Below are 16,415 nucleotides of genomic sequence, written 5' to 3'. Positions count from 1 at the left end.
TTAAATAATTCTCAAAAAACAAATTTCTAGATGTTTCAGCTTAATTATTTTTCAAAAGCGTAACTTTACTTTTAAATTTATTTTTATGAGTTTAGAAAATTTAGGTGGAAGCTTAGAAACTTCCTTTCAAAATACCATTGCAACCGTTCAATTTGGTCATCCGGCTAGTAATTCTTTTCCACGTACTTTATTAGATGCTTTAACTGCTGAAATAAATAATTTAAGTCGGAACGAAGATGTTTCGGTTATTATCTTAAAAAGTGAAGGAAGCAAAGCTTTTTGCTCTGGCGCTTCTTTTGACGAACTTTTGCAGGTTGAAAATGAGGAACAAGGAGCAACGTTTTTCTCTGGTTTTGCTCATTTGCTCAATGCAATGCGCAATTGCAATAAATTAATCATAGGACGCGTTCAAGGAAAAGCAGTTGGTGGAGGTGTCGGAATTATCGCGGCCTGCGATTATACTTTCGCAACATTGCTAAGTGATGTAAAATTGTCTGAACTCGCTATCGGAATTGGGCCGTTTGTGATTGAACCTGCTGTTTCGCGAAAAATCGGAAAAACGGCAATGGCTGAAATGACATTAGCTCCCGAAAAATGGAAAACTGCTGAATGGGCTTTTGATAAAGGGTTGTATTCTGTTTTATGTGATGCTTGCTAATCTGGACTCGGAAGTAGATTCTTTTGCTGAAAAACTGAGTTCGTATAATCCTGAAGCTTTATACGAAATGAAAAAAATCATTTGGGAAGGGACTGAAAACTGGGAATCGCTTTTGTTTGAACGTGCGGGAATTACAGGTAAACTCGTTTTGTCTGATTTTAGCAGAAATGCGTTGCCGCAGTTTAAAAAATAGGTATGATATAAGTCATTGATTTTGGACAAATAGCGACATAGTTTTGAAAAATGTTTTAAAATCAAGTCTTCACTACATAAATTATTGAATATGAATATTATTTCCTTATTCCAAAAAGTTGACATTGCGACCAAAATTAAAAACGCTCCAGACAGCGGTTATCAGATTGGTGTTGTGATTGGATCTTTTATTCCCTTCTTGATTTTAGGCGGAATTGCATTGTGGATGTATAAGCGCGTGAAAAAAGAGACGAAAACGGTTATTAATTTGTAAATTTGCAAGCTTAAAATTAAAAATCGATGAGTAATATCAGAATTACAAAACAATTTAGTTTCGAAACCGGTCACGCTTTGTACGGTTACGACGGAAAATGCAAGAACGTTCACGGACACAGTTATAAATTATCGGTTACGGTTATTGGTTCGCCAATTACAGATCGATCGAATGTGAAATTCGGAATGGTAATTGACTTTTCTGATCTAAAGAAAATTGTAAAAGAAGAAATCGTCGATCAATTTGATCATGCGACTGTTTTTAATCAAACAACGCCACATATCGAATTGGCAAATGAATTGAAAGATCGCGGACATCACGTTATATTGGTAGATTATCAGCCAACAAGCGAAAATATGGTGGTTGATTTTGCAGAAAGAATTGTAGCAAGACTTCCAAAAGGAATTTCTCTTTTCTCATTAAAACTTCAAGAAACTGAATCGTCTTTTGCAGAATGGTACGCTTCTGATAATTAATTAGTCAAAAGTCGAAAGTCGAAAGTTTTTTTCTTAGTTGTCTCAAATTCTAAGAAGTCTAACAATTTAAGAAGTCTAAAATTCTAAAATCTAAATGAAAAAAATATATTTTGCTTCAGATCAGCATTTTGGTGCGCCAACTCCCGAATTGAGTTTACCTCGTGAAAAAAATTCGTGGCTTGGCTTGATGAAGTTAAGGAAGATGCGGAAGCAATTTTTTTATTAGGGGATTTATTTGATTTTTGGTTTGAATATAAAACGGTTGTTCCGAAAGGTTTTGTTCGAATTTTAGGCAAACTGGCTGAAATTCGCGACAGCGGAGTTCCGATTTATTTTTTTGTTGGAAACCATGATCTTTGGATGAATGATTATTTTGAAACCGAATTGAATATTCCGGTTTATCACGATAACAAAGAATTCACTTTTAATGGAAAAACTTTCCTAATTGGCCACGGAGACGGAAAAGGCCCTGGTGATAAAGGCTATAAAAGAATGAAAAAGGTATTTACAAATCCGTTTTCAAAATGGCTTTTCCGTTGGCTTCATCCAGATGTTGGCGTTAGTTTGGCGCAATATTTATCAGTCAAAAACAAATTGATTTCCGGCGATGAAGATGTAAAGTTTTTAGGTGAGGAAAACGAATGGCTGGTCTTATACGCTAAACGTAAACTCGAAACTAAACATTATAATTACTTCATTTTCGGACATCGTCATTTGCCAATGATCATTCCTGTTGGTCAAGATTCAAATTATGTGAATCTTGGTGACTGGATTGGTTATTTTACTTACGGTGTTTTTGACGGCGAAAATTTTGAACTTAAAAAATTCGAAAAATAAGTTAGTCGAAAGTCGAAAGTCAAAAGTCCAAAGTCTGTAAATGGCGTAATACTAGCGAAATTATCTATCGCTTATTTTGTATAAATTCCAATTTTGTGCGTTCTCAAAATATATTCTGAAAGCTGTTTGCTGTCTGAAAGCTGAAATTTAATTGCTCCAGATGCTTTTTTCGGCATATGACATTCTACACAATTCGAAGCCAATAACTTCTCTGGCATTGTTTTTAAAGTCGTTTCGTTGTGTTTTAAGCCTTGATGACAGCTCATACAGATTTTGGAGTATGAAGCCATATTTTTAGAAGCATTTTCATGTGGATTATGGCACGTAATGCAATCCATTTTTTCACTATTGATAAAGCATTTGCTTTGCGCCATCAAACGAAATTGATTTCCGTGTACATCAAATTTTGCGGTATCGGTAATGCTTCGAGTATCTCGATAAAAATCAGATAAATTATTTCCGGGTTTAAAATCAAAACGGGATTTCATTTTCATGCCGTCATTTCCAGCATGACATAAGGCGCAAGCGTCCAGTCTTTGCTGTCTGTTGAGGTTTTTAAAACTTGTAATGCTGTTAGCGACTTTTATGTTTGGATTTTTCAGATGAAATTCAACGTGTTTTTTTGCTGGACCATGACAACGCTCGCAATCAATTCCGTAAACGATTGTCTCTTTTCTGATAATATCTTCAACATCCATTGACATCATATTTCGCTCTTGAGAATTTTGATTCACCATTCTGCTTGCTGGCATTTGAAGCGTGGCAAGAATAGCAATCTTTAACCACCATTCTATCAAAATAGGGCTTATCTGCAGGAAATCCTGGACTTGTTGCCCAATTGTGAATAGAGCTATAATAAGAAAGCGGAAGTTCGTAAGTGTTGTTGTTGCGCCAGTAAACAGAAGTCTGCGCGTGTTTTATTCCAAAAACAATATCAAATCGATGAGATTCGACTTCTTTTCCGTTTTTGTATAAAACTTGAAAAAGACTGTCGCCACGTTTTTCCATGACTAATTTTGTGTTTTTGTCATAAATAAAAGTATGATTGCCTTTGTCAAAATCTCCCAAAACATTTTCTAAAGAAGCGGGAGCGGTTGCCTTGAAATGAGAACTTTTCAAAGCCATGTCATATTGTGTTTTATGGCACTGAATACAACTTTCAGAGCCGGCATAATCAGTACCACGCGGATCGATATAATCTTCAGAAGAATTTTTGCAGTTTGTAAAACATACTGCCAAAAGTATAAGGGCAAAAAGTAAACGCATTTTTTTCATTGCCGTAAATATACTTTTTTTGAAGCAAATCAAAATATATTTCAATAATGAAAAAATGATGTTAAAATATTTAGAATAATTCTTAATTCATGCCTGGACCATAAATATATTCGTCTAACTCAATTTTGAATAGGGAACCTTCTACCAAATCTTTTATTGACTTTAATTCGGTCATGTTTACAGCCAAATCTATTGAGTTGCATGGTGTTTTCAATAAAAATTTATGGCAAGAATATTTCATTTCGCAAGCTTCGCAACAAGTATTTTCGATTAAGCTATCTTCGATTAAATCGCAAAAATGATTCAATTCAGATATGGTAAAATAAAAGCCTGTTTCTTTAAAAACCAATTGTACTTTGTCATGAATGGTTTGACTGTTTTGTTTCCAGTAAAAAGCTATTCCAAAATTGTTATGATAGATTTGTTCTATTTCTCTCATCGTAAATCCTTTTATTTCAACAAATATAAATATTATTTATATTAATTCTAAATAAAAAAATCTTAAAAGTTTGAAAAAAATTTTCTCAGCTGGCTTTAGTTCATGCCAGGACCGTAAATATATTCATTGAGATTAAGTCGAAATAATGAACCATCAACCAAGTCTCTAATAGAATTTAATTCAATTGGTGAGATCTCTAAATCTAATGCAACATAAGGCGTTTTTAATAAAAACTTATCAAAAACGCGTTTTGTACTATACCTATCAGAATCGTTATGATCAGTTACGCAGTCTTCAATTAAATCGTGAAACTCATTTAATTCCTGAATTGAAAAATAAAATCCCATTTGTTTAAAAAGAAGCTGAATTTTATCTGATACAATTTCGTTGCCTTCTTTCCAATAAAATGAAATTCCAAAATCGTTGCGGTATATCTGTTCGATGTCCTTCATGGCATTTTTTTACGCCGCAAAGGTACAACCTGTTTGTATTAACATTTGACTAAGAAAAGCATAAAGATATGCTAAAAAATCTTGTTAATATTTGATTTTGAGTTAGTTGAATTTTTTAAGTTTTCTTTTTGAATGAATTCTAATTAATAAATTTGGTCGAGTAAAATTATTTCAACCAATATTTTACGTAGAAGAGAAATTCTTTTTGTTGATCTACAAATAAATAATGCGAGCAATTATCAAGGAAAGCAAAGTGTTTATCTCCCGTTATTGCTTTAAGCGAATTGATTTGTTCCAATGAAAAAATGCCATCTTGTTTTCCATAAATGGCAAAAATAGGAATTCCCGAAGCTTTAATTTTCTTTAAAATCGGGCGCGTATCAATATTGTTTTGCTTTTCATTTTGGTAAAAAGAAGTGGCGCATTTTTATTTCTAATATTGGTTTTATAAAATTCACCTGCTTCATAATTGGCATATAATTTTTTTGAAGCTTTTGTTGGCTTTGGCATTTTAAAATAACCTTCATCACTTGCCAAATCAAAACAATGTTTTCTATATCCTGCAGAATTTTTATCCAGTTTTTCTATGTAAGCTATTTTGTTTAACGTTTTAGAATCGCCGTCGTGTATTTTCTTTATCGTATTCAAAATATGATCGTAAGTTTCTTGCTGTGCAAATAATGCTCCAGCTAAAATCAAAGCACTAACATTCTGCGGATATTTATGGGTATAAAGTGTCGCAACGAGACCGCCAAAACTGTGACTTAGTAAAACAGCTTTCTTCAGATGATATTTTTTATAGATGGAATTTAAATCCTGAAAAGCTTCTTCATAGGTGAATTTTGCGTCAGGATCAGCAGATCTTCCTTCGCCACGACGATCATAAGCAATAACATAAAAACCTTGATTAGCGAGATTTTGTGCCGTTGTTCCTTCAAATAATGTTGCGTTGCCACTTGGCCCGCCGTGAATGAAAATTACAGGTTTGTTTTTCTCGTTTCCGTAGGTTTTGATATAAAGGTTTTGACCATTTAGGAAAATGGATGTAAGCAAAGTGGCAATTAGGAGTAATTGTTTCATTACTCTTGATTATGATGCTCTTCCATATCTCTTTTCAGATCTAAATTTCTAAAAGTAGGCGATATAAATCCGAAGCCTAAAACGGTCAAAAGCGTAATGCTTCCTCCAAAAACAACCGAAGTAACAGTTCCCATTAATTTAGCTGTCGCACCACTTTCAAAAGCGCCTAATTCGTTCGACGATCCAACAAAAATCGAATTTACTGCACCAACGCGTCCGCGCATGTGATCTGGCGTTTTAAGCTGTAAAATGGTTTGGCGAATTACTACCGAAATTCCGTCGGCAAGACCGCTTAAAAACAAAGCAAAAACAGAAAGCCAGAAATAAGTCGAAACACCAAATAAAATAATCGATAAACCAAAAACAAAAATGGCAACTAAGAGTTTTTTTCCTGCATTTTTATATAAAGGGACATAAGCAGAAACGAGCATTGTAATAAAAGATCCAACGGCAGGTGCGACCCTTAATATTCCAAAACCTTCAGAACCTACTTTTAAAATGTCTTGCGCAAAAACAGGCAATAAAGCCACAGCGCCTCCAAAAAGTACAGCAATCATGTCAAGTGATAAAGCGCCTAAAACTACTTGATTTTTGAAAACAAAAGTTAAACCTTCAGTCAAACTATCTTTTATTGATTCTCCAATTTTCGGATTTACGATTGGTTTTTTACTGATTTGTGATAAGGCAACTAACGCAAGAATTGAGAATCCAAAAACCAAACACATTGACCAATGTACGCCAATCCAGTTGATTGAAAATCCTGCCAATGCAGGACCCATTACGGCTCCAATTTGCCAAACCGAACTGCTCCAAGTAGAAGCATTTGGATATACTTTTTTAGGAATAATTAGTGATTGAAGAGAGAAAGTTGTTGGACCAAGGAAAGCTCTAACTAAACCGCCTAAAAAGACTAAAGCATAAATGGAATATAAAATGGAATTGGTTGGCCAGCCGCTGACAATTTTTGGCCAAGTCAATAAAAACAATCCAAAGCTGATTACCGAAAATCCCAAAATACATTTTACTAACAATCCCTTCTTTTCACTTTGATCGACAATATGTCCGGCAAATAATGCCATTCCTACTGCCGGAATAACTTCCATTAAACCGATAATTCCTAGCGAAAGCGGGTTTTTAGTTAAACTATAAACTTCCCATTCAATTACGATAAACTGCATTGCCCAAGCAAATACCATGCAGAAGCGCAATAATAAATATACATTGAATTCTCTATAACGAAGCGCTTGATACGGATCTGGTTTGTTTGATTTATCTTCCATTTGTTCTAATGTCTTTCAGCATAAGCTGTGTTGAAATTGTGCCGTTCCATTCATTTTCGGCAATTGTATAGGCCAGCTGAAACGGGTTTTGATTTTGTGCTATATTTAATTTTTTTCCGAGTCCAAATCCAATTGCGACAATTCCTTCTGTTCCGAATTGTTTTGCAAAAAGCCTCAAATGTTCTTCGTCTGCGCCTAAAGTTTTGGCATAACCAGTATCTTTTACATCTGAAGTCATAAAAACCGGCGTCATATTCTGTGGGCCAAAAGGCTCAAATTGTTTTAAAATCCGAATGAGCTTTGGAGTTATGTCTGAGAAATTGATTTCGGCATCGATCTCAATTTCTGGAGTCAGCATTTCTGGTAAGATTGTTTCTGAAACTTGTTTCTCAAAAGCATCTTTGAAAGTTTGATAATTCTCAGCTTTTAAAGTCATTCCAGCCGCATACATATGGCCTCCAAATTGTTCCAAATGTTCTGCGCAAGCATCAAGTGCATTATAAACATCAAAACCTTTTACTGATCTTGCCGAAGCGACGTATTTGTCACCGCTTTTAGTGAAAACCAAAGTTGGACGATAATAGGTTTCAATTAATCTTGAAGCTACAATTCCGATAACGCCTTTGTGCCAATCTTCTTGAAAAACGACAGTCGAAAAACGTTCTTCTTCGTTGTTTTCTACAATTTGCTGAAAAGCTTCTTTGGTAATTTTTTTGTCTAAATCCTTTCGGTCAGCATTATATTGTTCAATTTCTGAAGCAAATTGCTGTGCTTGTTCGAGATCAAATTCGGTTAAAAGCTCAACCGCGTGATTTCCGTGTTTGATTCTTCCGGCGGCATTTATTCGCGGTGAAATAATGAAAACAACATCGGTAATATCAAGGACTTTCTTTTTTACTTGATGAACTAAAGCCTTAATTCCTGGTCTCGGTTCGCTATTGATTACCTTCAATCCGAAATAAGCCAAAACACGATTTTCTCCTGTAATTGGAACAATATCGGCGGCAATTGCAGTGGCAACTAAATCCAGATACGGAATTAAGTCTTCTGTTGTTTCATTTCGGTTTTGGCCTAATGCCTGAATCAGTTTAAACCCAACACCGCAACCGCATAATTCATCATAAGGATAAGAACAATCTTCTCTTTTTGGATCTAAAACAGCAACTGCATCTGGCAAAATATCCCCAGGACGGTGGTGATCGCAAATAATAAAATCGATGTTTTTTGCTTTCGCGTAGGCGATATGATTAATTGATTTAATGCCACAATCTAGCGCAATGATTAAGGAAATTCCGTTATCATCTGCATAGTCAATTCCTTTATAAGAGATTCCGTAGCCTTCGTCGTAACGATCCGGAATGTAAGTAGCAATATTTGGATAATGTGATTTTAAATACGAAGAAACCAAAGAAACCGCTGTTGTTCCGTCAACATCATAATCGCCAAAAACCAAAATATTTTCCTGATTTTCAATCGCCGATTCGATTCGGGAAACAGCTTTGTCCATATCCTTCATCAAATATGGATCGTGCAGATGTTCTAATGACGGACGAAAGAAATTCTTCGCCTCGTCAAAAGTCTCAATGCCACGCTGAATTAAAAGTGTTGCTACAAAATCTTCTACATTTAGAGCTTGTGCCAAATGTTTGACTTTTTCTTCAGAAGGTTTTGGTTTTATGGTCCAACGCATGGGTTGATTTTAGATTTTAGATTATTGATTTTAGATTGTAGAAATCGAAAATCGTTTAATCTGATTGTAATTTTTTTGCCACAGATTACATGATTTTAAAGGATTTTTAATCTTTGACAGCAGTATTCGGTCTTAGCTTTGTCAAAGTTTTAAACTTTGACAAAGCTTTTTAGAGTTCAAATTTTAGAATGTAGATTTCAGAAATCTAAAATCTACATTCTAAAATCTAAAATGTTATTTTGCTTCTAAAGCATTTCCTTCAAACTTAATTCCGTCCCAGCCTAGGTTGATGAAATTTCTAATATTTTGATGATTTGTTCCGTTAGGATCTCCTAAAACTTCTTCAAAATAAAATGCTCCAAAACACGCCAAAGTTTCTTCTTTGCTTAAATTTTGCAGTTTTGCGAAAGAAAATAATTTACAAGAACCTGAATTTTCACCGACAGCGTTATGCTGGGTTCCATTTTGAAAAGCAGTTGGCGTGAAATTGTAATTTTCTTCGATTACTGCGATAGTTTCGGGAAATGTGATTTGAGTTGGAGTTTGTTTTACTTTTTCTAAAAAGGCTTGAATGCTCATGCTTATGGTTTGATTTTTTTGCCACAGATTAAAAGGATTAAAAAGGATTTTTTCGCCACGAATTTGCTTCGCCTGTTCGCTATCGCTCGAGTCATGAATTTACACTAATTTAATTCGTGCTAATTTGTGAAATTCGTGGCAACTCAATTTTTAATCTGTGTTAATCCTTTTAATCTGTGGCTGAAATAATTATTTATTCTTCTTCGTCCTTAGAATACTTGCTTTTTTAGCTTCTTTTTCTATTGTTTTTCCAGCAACGACCACGACTATTTCACCACGCGGTGCTGTTTTTTCAAAATGCGCCAAAACTTCTTTTGCAGTTCCGCGTACATTTTCTTCGTGTAATTTTGATAATTCTCTTGAAACGCAAACTTGTCGGTCTTCTCCAAAATATTGCACAAATTCAGATAAAGTCTTAACGAGTTTATGTGGAGAAACGTATAAAATCATCGTTCGGGTTTCTTCGGCTAAAGCCAAAAAACGAGTCTGACGTCCTTTTTTATCAGGCAGAAAACCTTCAAAAACAAATTTGTCATTTGGTAGCCCGCTGTTTACAAGCGCCGGCACAAAAGCTGTTGCGCCCGGAAGACATTCTACTTCAATTTTATTTTCGACACAAGCGCGTGTCAAAAGAAATCCCGGATCTGAAATTGCCGGAGTTCCTGCATCAGAAATTAAAGCGATGGTTTCACCGGCTTTTAAACGTGCAATTAAATTTTCGGTTGTTTTGTGCTCGTTGTGCATATGATGACTGTGCATGTGCGTGCCAATTTCAAAATGCTTTAAGAGTTTTCCGCTTGTTCGGGTATCTTCCGCCAAAATCAAATCGACTTCTTTCAAAACCCGAATGGCTCTGAAAGTCATGTCTTCAAGATTGCCAATTGGCGTTGGAACGATATATAATTTTGACATATTTAATTTTAATATTTAAACACGAATTACACAGATTGGCACAAATTTTTAATGTATATAAAATTCCACCAGGCAAATGAATTAGTGTTAATTTGTGTAATTAGTGTTTGTTTTTATGCGAATTTCTTCTCGATAATTCCTAGAAAACGTTCAGCGTAATCGTCTTTTCCTTCCCAATTGTTGTAATCTGGTTTTACCATGTTTTCAATAAATTCTTTTGCTTCGCTGTAAGAATCAAAAGTCAGTAATTGATTTAAAACACGGCTGTAATCTTCGGTGCTGTTTCCAAAAAGATTTTTGGTAAAAGCAATTCGGTCATTCAAATCAACATGGAAACCTTTTGCCAGTTTTTCATTTAAAGTAACTGCTTTTGGTTCGGAAGGAGTTTCAAGAACTTCTGTTTCAATTTTTATCTCTTGAACTTCATTAAGCGATGGAAAAGGAGTTGAAGGAACAGCTTCAAAGCTATCTACTTTTACAAATTGTGCATCGGCATAATTGATTCCGAAATCTTCAAACGCAATTGTTGGTTTTGATGAAGTTTCAGCTTTTGGTTCTTCTTTTTCTTCAATTATCTCTTCCGGTTTTTCTAATTCAAAAAGAGGCTTGAAATCTGGAATCGGATTTGAATCGTTGACTGTTTTAAATGAAAGATCATTTGCTTCGATTGTTTTTTTAGCTTCAGAAACAGCCGCTTGGATTTTTTCAATAATTGGATCTTTAACACTTTCCACAGTTTCAATTTCTTTCACTGCTTCTGCTTCTTCCACTTTTTCAACAATAGGTTCTTCAATAGATTCCGGAGCTTCTTCTTCAATTGGCTCTGGAGTTGTTTCTTCTGGAATTTCGGCAATTATTTCTTCAGTAATTTCCGGTTCTGGGGTTTCTTCTGCTTTAATTTCTTCAACAGACACAGGGGCTTTACTACTAACTTCGGTTGGAGTTATTTCTTCTTTATTAAAAATAGTTTCAATTTCAGAACTAATTTCACCATGACTGATGGTTGGTTTTGCTTCGTCGAAGTTCTCATCAACAAATTTTAAAATAGCCAGTTTTTCATATAATTTCTGTGTTTCAAGGTACAATTGATTGATATCGGATTTGTTTTTAAGCTTTAAAATTCGATGTGCAATACTGATTAAGTCAGCTTCCAATTTTTTTCATAACTGTTGAAATTATAGTGAATAAGGTATTTTAGTGTTTCTTTTGAAACCCAATTATTTATTGAGTTTTAAGCTTTATTTTTTATTTCTTTTATTGAAATGATTTTGATATTCTCGGAAGAATTTTGTCCATCATTTCTTTTTTATTTTCTGGATAACCAATCATTAAATGATGTATGTTTTTTCCTTTGAGAACCTCTTTTTCATAATGAATAGTTCCTGCTTGATTACTACTTATTACATGCCAATTATCTTTGCATGCATTATAAATTATTTTGTCATTAGAATATTTTCTCGGGTTTTTGAATGATTGTAATAAATCTTTTTTATTCCCAGGATAAACCTCAATTGCAATCGTCATATCTCCAGCTTCATCAAATTCTCCACCATCAAAATATTGAATTCCTGAATTTGTCAACAAGCCATAATCAAAATAATTTGGCAATTCGACCGAAGCATCGTGATGTTTATAAGTTTTCCAGCCGTTATTGTCTTTGATTTGTGTCTTTGATTTTATAACTGTTGTTTTTTGTTGTGCAATTGCAAGATTTGAAAAGAACAGCAATAGAATTGCCAAAAACCGAAATAATTTATTCATTTTTAATTCCTTTTATTTTTTTTAAGCTTAAATTAGTTAAAAAAATCTCTTTCTACATTATTTTATTTCTGTTAATAAGCATTTACAAATCTCCGATTTGATAAAATTTTTCTACTTTTGAAAAAATGTAAAACAGCACATTTTTACGTCGATTTATTACAAGTACAAAGTAATAAAAACTATTCATCTTTAAAGGCAGAAAAATACAAAATGTTTCTCGAAAATACAGTAAATCACAAAGAACAATTTGGTTGGATTGAAGTTATTTGTGGATCAATGTTTTCGGGTAAGACCGAAGAGTTAATCCGCAGATTAAAACGCGCGCAATTTGCCAAACAAAAAGTCGAAATCTTTAAACCTGCTATTGATACCCGATATCATGACGAAATGGTAGTGTCTCATGATGCCAACGAAATTCGTTCAACACCGGTTCCGGCGTGCACTAATATTTTGATTTTGGCTCAAGGTCACGATGTTATCGGAATTGACGAAGCTCAGTTTTTTGATGATGAAATTATTACGGTTTGCAACGATTTGGCAAATCAAGGAATCCGCGTAATTGTGGCTGGATTGGATATGGATTTTAAAGGAAATCCTTTTGGGCCAATGCCGGCTCTTATGGCTACAGCTGAGTATGTTACTAAAGTTCACGCTGTTTGTACTAGAACAGGGAATCTTGCCAATTATAGTTTCCGCAAAACTGATAATGATAAATTGGTAATGTTGGGTGAAACAGAAGAATATGAGCCACTAAGTCGAGCCGCATATTTTAATGCAATGAAAAAAATACAAGAAAAATAGATTCAAAATTCATTTAAGCCATTCATAATGCAAGACAAGCAAACTAAACGAAAACAAAATATTTTACTATTACTTGTAATTGGAGTTGCGGTAGCTTTGGCGGTTTATTTTCAGTTCTTTCTTTCTGAAAATAAAGAGGAAGTAAATACTGAAGTAGTAGAGTTAGTTGCAAAATATAATAAAAATTGCCCGCTGAATATTCAGGAAGGAATTCGTTTAGATAGTGTGAGTTTGCATGATAAACAGGTTGTTCAATACAATTTGACTTTGATGAACGTTGAAAAGGAAACAGCAGAGGTTGATGTTATAAAAGCTGAAATTGAAAAAAGTCTTTTAAGTACTGCTAAAGCAAATCCAGGACTTCAAGTTTTTAGAGATAATGATTATACTTTAATTTATAGTTATAGCGATAAAAAGAAAGTGTTTTTATTTAATATAAAGATATTGCCTGATCAGTATAAATAAAAACTTTATTGATATTAAAATTAAACCCGACTGGTTTTTAAAACCTGTCGGGTTTGTTTTTTTAATATTTCTTAAAAACCTTAAATCTTTTTCCTCATTCTTGCCACCGGAATATCAAGTTGTTCGCGGTATTTTGCAATCGTTCTTCTCGCAATCGGATACCCTTTTTCTTTTAAAATTTCGGCCAATTGATCGTCTGGAAGCGGTTTTCTCTTATCTTCTTCCTCAATGGTGTTTTGAAGAATTTTTTTGATCTCCAAAGTCGAAACATCTTCTCCCTGATCATTTTTCATCGCTTCAGAAAAGAATTCCTTAATCAGTTTTGTTCCGTATGGAGTTTCAACATATTTACTGTTAGCAACACGCGAAATCGTCGAAATGTCCAAACCAACCATATCTGCAATGTCTTTTAAGATCATTGGTTTTAGTTTGGTTTCGTCACCGTCTAAGAAATATTCTTCCTGATAATGCATAATCGCATTCATCGTTACAAAAAGCGTTTCCTGACGTTGTCTAATCGCATCGATAAACCATTTAGCCGAATCCAATTTTTGTTTGATAAACTGAACCGCATCTTTTTGTGCAGTCGATTTATCACGAGATTCTTTGTACGTCTGCATCATTTCCTGATAATCTTTAGAAACGTGCAGAGAAGGAGCATTTCGTCCGTTTAAAGTCAGTTCTAGTTCGCCGTCCACAATTCTGATGGCGAAATCTGGAACTACATTTTCGGTAACTTTATTATTTCCGGTAAAAGAGCCGCCCGGTTTCGGGTTTAGTCTTTCAATTTCGTGAATCGCTTTTTTAAGCTGTTCGTTCGAAACGCCATATTTTTGCAATAATTTATCGTAATGTTTTTTCGTAAAAGCATCAAACTGATTTTCGATAATGTCAATTGCTAAATCAACATATTCAGTTGGTGTTTTGTGCTTTAGTTGAAGCAATAAACATTCCTGTAAATCGCGCGCTCCAACTCCCGAAGGTTCAAGCTCGTGAATCACCGTCATCATTTTTTCGACCATTGCTTCATCAGTGTAAATTCCCTGAGTAAAAGCCATATCGTCAACAATATCCGGAATGCTTCTGCGGATATAACCCATATCATCAATACTTCCAACAAGGAATTCAGCGATTTCGCGCTCTTCGTCATTCAAAATAAAAGTATTCAGCTGATTGATCAAATCCTGATGGAAACTTATCGGAGCCGCAAAAGGTGTTTCGCGCTCTTCGTCGTCACTGTAATTATTTACCTGAGTTTTGTAATCAGGCGTATCGTCGTCGCTTAAATATTCGTCAATGTTAATGTCGTCTGCTTCGATTCTGTCAGATTCTGCATCATCATAATCGTCGTAATCTTCATTAGCGTATTCATCAGCTTCGTAATCGTCTTCTTTTCCAGCTTCTAGAGCCGGATTTTCGTTCATTTCTTCTAATAAACGCTGTTCAAAAGCTTGCGTAGGCAATTGAATTAACTTCATCAGCTGAATTTGCTGTGGAGATAATTTTTGGGATAATTTTAAATTTAAAAATTGCTTTAGCATAAAAAAGTTGCTAAGATACTAAGCTCCTGAGAGGCTAAGTATCTTATGTTGACGAATTGAATTCGCGTAAAATTATTTTATTTATATTTTAAAAACTTAGAATCTTAGTGTCTTAGCGACTTAGAATCTTAGATTAAAATTCCGCACTTCCCGGAGTTCGTGGGAAAGGAATTACGTCTCTAATGTTTGTCATTCCTGTTACAAACAATACCAAACGCTCAAATCCTAAACCGAAACCTGCGTGAGTTGCTGATCCAAATCTTCTGGTGTCTAAATACCAGTATAATTCTTCTTTATCAATTCCAAGTTTTTCCATTTTCTCAACAAGAACGTCGTAACGCTCTTCTCTTTCAGAACCACCAACGATTTCTCCAATTCCAGGGAAAAGAATATCCATAGCACGAACTGTTTCTCTTCCTGGTTCTGTGTTGTCGTTCAAACGCATGTAAAACGCTTTAATGTTTGCTGGGTAATCATATAAAATTACCGGACATTTAAAGTGTTTTTCAACCAAGAAACGCTCGTGTTCTGACTGTAAATCAGCTCCCCATTCGTTGATTAGGTATTGGAATTTCTTCTTTTTATTTGGAGTTGAATCTCTTAAAATGTCAATCGCTTCAGTATATGAAACACGTTTGAAGTTGTTTTCTAAAACAAAGTTTAGTTTTTCTAACAAAGCCATTTCGCTTCTTTCAGCCTGTGGTTTTGATTTTTCTTCTTCAAGAAGTCTTCCTTCTAAGAATTTCAAATCGTCTCCACAATTATCTAAAGCATATTTAATTACATACTGAATAAAATCTTCAGCCAAATCCATGTTGTCATCCAAGTCATTGAAAGCAACTTCAGGCTCGATCATCCAGAATTCTGCCAAGTGACGAGAAGTGTTTGAGTTTTCTGCTCTAAACGTTGGTCCAAAAGTATAAATCTGACCCAAGGCCATAGCAAAAGTTTCTCCTTCTAATTGTCCAGAAACCGTTAAGTTCGTGTGTTTTCCAAAGAAATCTTTTTTGAAATCAATGTTTCCTTCTTCGTTTTTAGGAAGATTATCCAAAGGCAATGAAGTTACCTGAAACATTTCTCCAGCGCCTTCAGCATCAGCTCCAGTGATAATTGGCGTATTTACATAAACGAAACCTTTATCTTGGAAATATTTGTGAACCGCAAATGACAATACCGAACGCACACGCATAATCGCACCAAAAGCATTTGTACGTACGCGCAAGTGAGCGTTTTCACGTAAAAACTCCAAAGAGTGTTTTTTAGGTTGCATTGGGAATTTCTCAGCATCAGAATCTCCAAGGATTTCCAATTTAGAAACCTGAATTTCATATTTCTGACCCGCACCTTTACTTTCAACCAAAGTTCCAATTACAGAAACCGAAGCTCCAGTTGTGATTCTTTTTAAAGTCCCCTCTGGTGTATTTTCAAAATCAACAACACATTGAATATTATTAATTGTAGAACCGTCATTAAGCGCGATGAACTGATTATTTCTAAAAGTTCTCACCCATCCTTTTGCATTCACTTCCTGTAACGTCGTCGTACTGTTTAATAAGTCTCTAACTTTTGTGTGTTTCATTTTTATATATAATTGATATTAAATAATATTCGTTTTGAACAACTGCAAATATAATCGATAATAATTAATTTTTGAAGCTGTTTCCCGCTATCCGCTATATCTTTATGTTTTTAAAGAAAAAACA

Annotated in this window: 17 protein-coding genes and 2 pseudogenes; 6 read left to right on the top strand and 13 right to left on the bottom strand. The window is 34.5% G+C overall.

What is annotated here, in order from left to right:
• Nucleotides 1-85 precede the first annotated feature (85 nt).
• The 4 genes and pseudogenes from ACQ9BO_RS00675 to ACQ9BO_RS00660 all read left to right on the top strand — a co-directional run bounded on the left by ACQ9BO_RS00675 (nt 86) and on the right by ACQ9BO_RS00660 (nt 2,437).
• Nucleotides 86-851, top strand: a pseudogene (locus tag ACQ9BO_RS00675) (enoyl-CoA hydratase/isomerase family protein).
• 90 nt (nt 852-941) lie between these two features.
• On the top strand, nt 942-1,124 hold the full coding sequence (locus ACQ9BO_RS00670; protein WP_431243256.1) for a hypothetical protein: 183 nt from the start codon (nt 942-944) through the stop codon (nt 1,122-1,124).
• A gap of 26 nt (nt 1,125-1,150) precedes the next feature.
• Complete coding sequence (locus ACQ9BO_RS00665; protein WP_431243255.1) at nt 1,151-1,600, top strand: 6-pyruvoyl trahydropterin synthase family protein; 450 nt, start codon at nt 1,151-1,153, stop codon at nt 1,598-1,600.
• A gap of 94 nt (nt 1,601-1,694) precedes the next feature.
• Nucleotides 1,695-2,437: pseudogene (locus tag ACQ9BO_RS00660) on the top strand (UDP-2,3-diacylglucosamine diphosphatase).
• Nucleotides 2,438-2,508: 71 nt separating this feature from the next.
• Here the strand turns inward: ACQ9BO_RS00660 and ACQ9BO_RS00655 are convergent.
• The 11 genes from ACQ9BO_RS00655 to ACQ9BO_RS00605 form a co-directional block, all read right to left on the bottom strand.
• Nucleotides 2,509-3,174, bottom strand: coding sequence for a cytochrome c3 family protein (locus tag ACQ9BO_RS00655; RefSeq protein WP_431243254.1), 666 nt, complete (start codon nt 3,172-3,174; stop codon nt 2,509-2,511).
• Entirely contained in the window at nt 3,125-3,712 is a 588-nt protein-coding gene (locus tag ACQ9BO_RS00650) for a hypothetical protein (RefSeq protein ID WP_431243253.1), read from the bottom strand. Before ACQ9BO_RS00650 ends, ACQ9BO_RS00655 begins: the two co-directional genes overlap by 50 nt.
• Nucleotides 3,713-3,794: 82 nt before the next feature.
• A complete protein-coding gene (locus ACQ9BO_RS00645) occupies nt 3,795-4,151 on the bottom strand; it encodes a hypothetical protein (protein WP_431243252.1) in 357 nt (118 codons plus the stop codon).
• Nucleotides 4,152-4,246: 95 nt separating this feature from the next.
• A complete protein-coding gene (locus tag ACQ9BO_RS00640) occupies nt 4,247-4,603 on the bottom strand; it encodes a hypothetical protein (protein WP_431243251.1) in 357 nt (118 codons plus the stop codon).
• A gap of 363 nt (nt 4,604-4,966) precedes the next feature.
• Complete coding sequence (locus ACQ9BO_RS00635) at nt 4,967-5,683, bottom strand: alpha/beta fold hydrolase (RefSeq protein WP_431243250.1); 717 nt, start codon at nt 5,681-5,683, stop codon at nt 4,967-4,969.
• Entirely contained in the window at nt 5,683-6,963 is a 1,281-nt protein-coding gene (locus tag ACQ9BO_RS00630; protein ID WP_431243249.1) for an MFS transporter, read from the bottom strand. Before ACQ9BO_RS00630 ends, ACQ9BO_RS00635 begins: the two co-directional genes overlap by 1 nt.
• Nucleotides 6,953-8,653 (bottom strand): single-stranded-DNA-specific exonuclease RecJ, encoded by a 1,701-nt coding sequence (gene recJ, locus ACQ9BO_RS00625; protein ID WP_431243248.1) that lies wholly within the window; start codon nt 8,651-8,653, stop codon nt 6,953-6,955. The genes ACQ9BO_RS00630 and recJ overlap by 11 nt, the downstream gene beginning before the upstream one ends.
• Nucleotides 8,654-8,887: 234 nt before the next feature.
• Nucleotides 8,888-9,232, bottom strand: a complete 345-nt coding sequence (locus ACQ9BO_RS00620) for a HopJ type III effector protein (protein ID WP_431243247.1) — start codon at nt 9,230-9,232, stop codon at nt 8,888-8,890.
• Between the two features lie 189 nt (nt 9,233-9,421).
• Nucleotides 9,422-10,144: a 16S rRNA (cytidine(1402)-2'-O)-methyltransferase gene (gene rsmI / locus ACQ9BO_RS00615; protein ID WP_431243246.1), complete on the bottom strand. Its 723-nt coding sequence runs from the start codon at nt 10,142-10,144 to the stop codon at nt 9,422-9,424.
• 113 nt (nt 10,145-10,257) lie between these two features.
• Nucleotides 10,258-11,298: a hypothetical protein gene (locus ACQ9BO_RS00610; RefSeq protein WP_431243245.1), complete on the bottom strand. Its 1,041-nt coding sequence runs from the start codon at nt 11,296-11,298 to the stop codon at nt 10,258-10,260.
• A gap of 100 nt (nt 11,299-11,398) precedes the next feature.
• Complete coding sequence (locus ACQ9BO_RS00605; protein WP_431243244.1) at nt 11,399-11,905, bottom strand: hypothetical protein; 507 nt, start codon at nt 11,903-11,905, stop codon at nt 11,399-11,401.
• A gap of 210 nt (nt 11,906-12,115) precedes the next feature.
• Between ACQ9BO_RS00605 and ACQ9BO_RS00600 the strand changes: the two genes are divergently transcribed.
• Nucleotides 12,116-12,706 (top strand): thymidine kinase, encoded by a 591-nt coding sequence (locus ACQ9BO_RS00600; protein WP_431245045.1) that lies wholly within the window; start codon nt 12,116-12,118, stop codon nt 12,704-12,706.
• A 27-nt stretch (nt 12,707-12,733) separates the two neighbouring features.
• Nucleotides 12,734-13,171: a hypothetical protein gene (locus ACQ9BO_RS00595; RefSeq protein WP_431243243.1), complete on the top strand. Its 438-nt coding sequence runs from the start codon at nt 12,734-12,736 to the stop codon at nt 13,169-13,171.
• An 80-nt stretch (nt 13,172-13,251) separates the two neighbouring features.
• Here the strand turns inward: ACQ9BO_RS00595 and rpoN are convergent, their stop codons facing one another.
• A complete protein-coding gene (gene rpoN / locus ACQ9BO_RS00590) occupies nt 13,252-14,712 on the bottom strand; it encodes an RNA polymerase factor sigma-54 (RefSeq protein ID WP_431243242.1) in 1,461 nt (486 codons plus the stop codon).
• Nucleotides 14,713-14,845: 133 nt separating this feature from the next.
• Nucleotides 14,846-16,291 (bottom strand): asparagine--tRNA ligase, encoded by a 1,446-nt coding sequence (asnS, locus tag ACQ9BO_RS00585; protein ID WP_431243241.1) that lies wholly within the window; start codon nt 16,289-16,291, stop codon nt 14,846-14,848.
• Nucleotides 16,292-16,415 lie beyond the last annotated feature (124 nt).

Source organism: Flavobacterium sp. P21 (assembly GCF_050632225.1).
GTDB lineage: Bacteria > Bacteroidota > Bacteroidia > Flavobacteriales > Flavobacteriaceae > Flavobacterium.
This window is presented reverse-complemented; position numbering and strand designations above follow the sequence as displayed.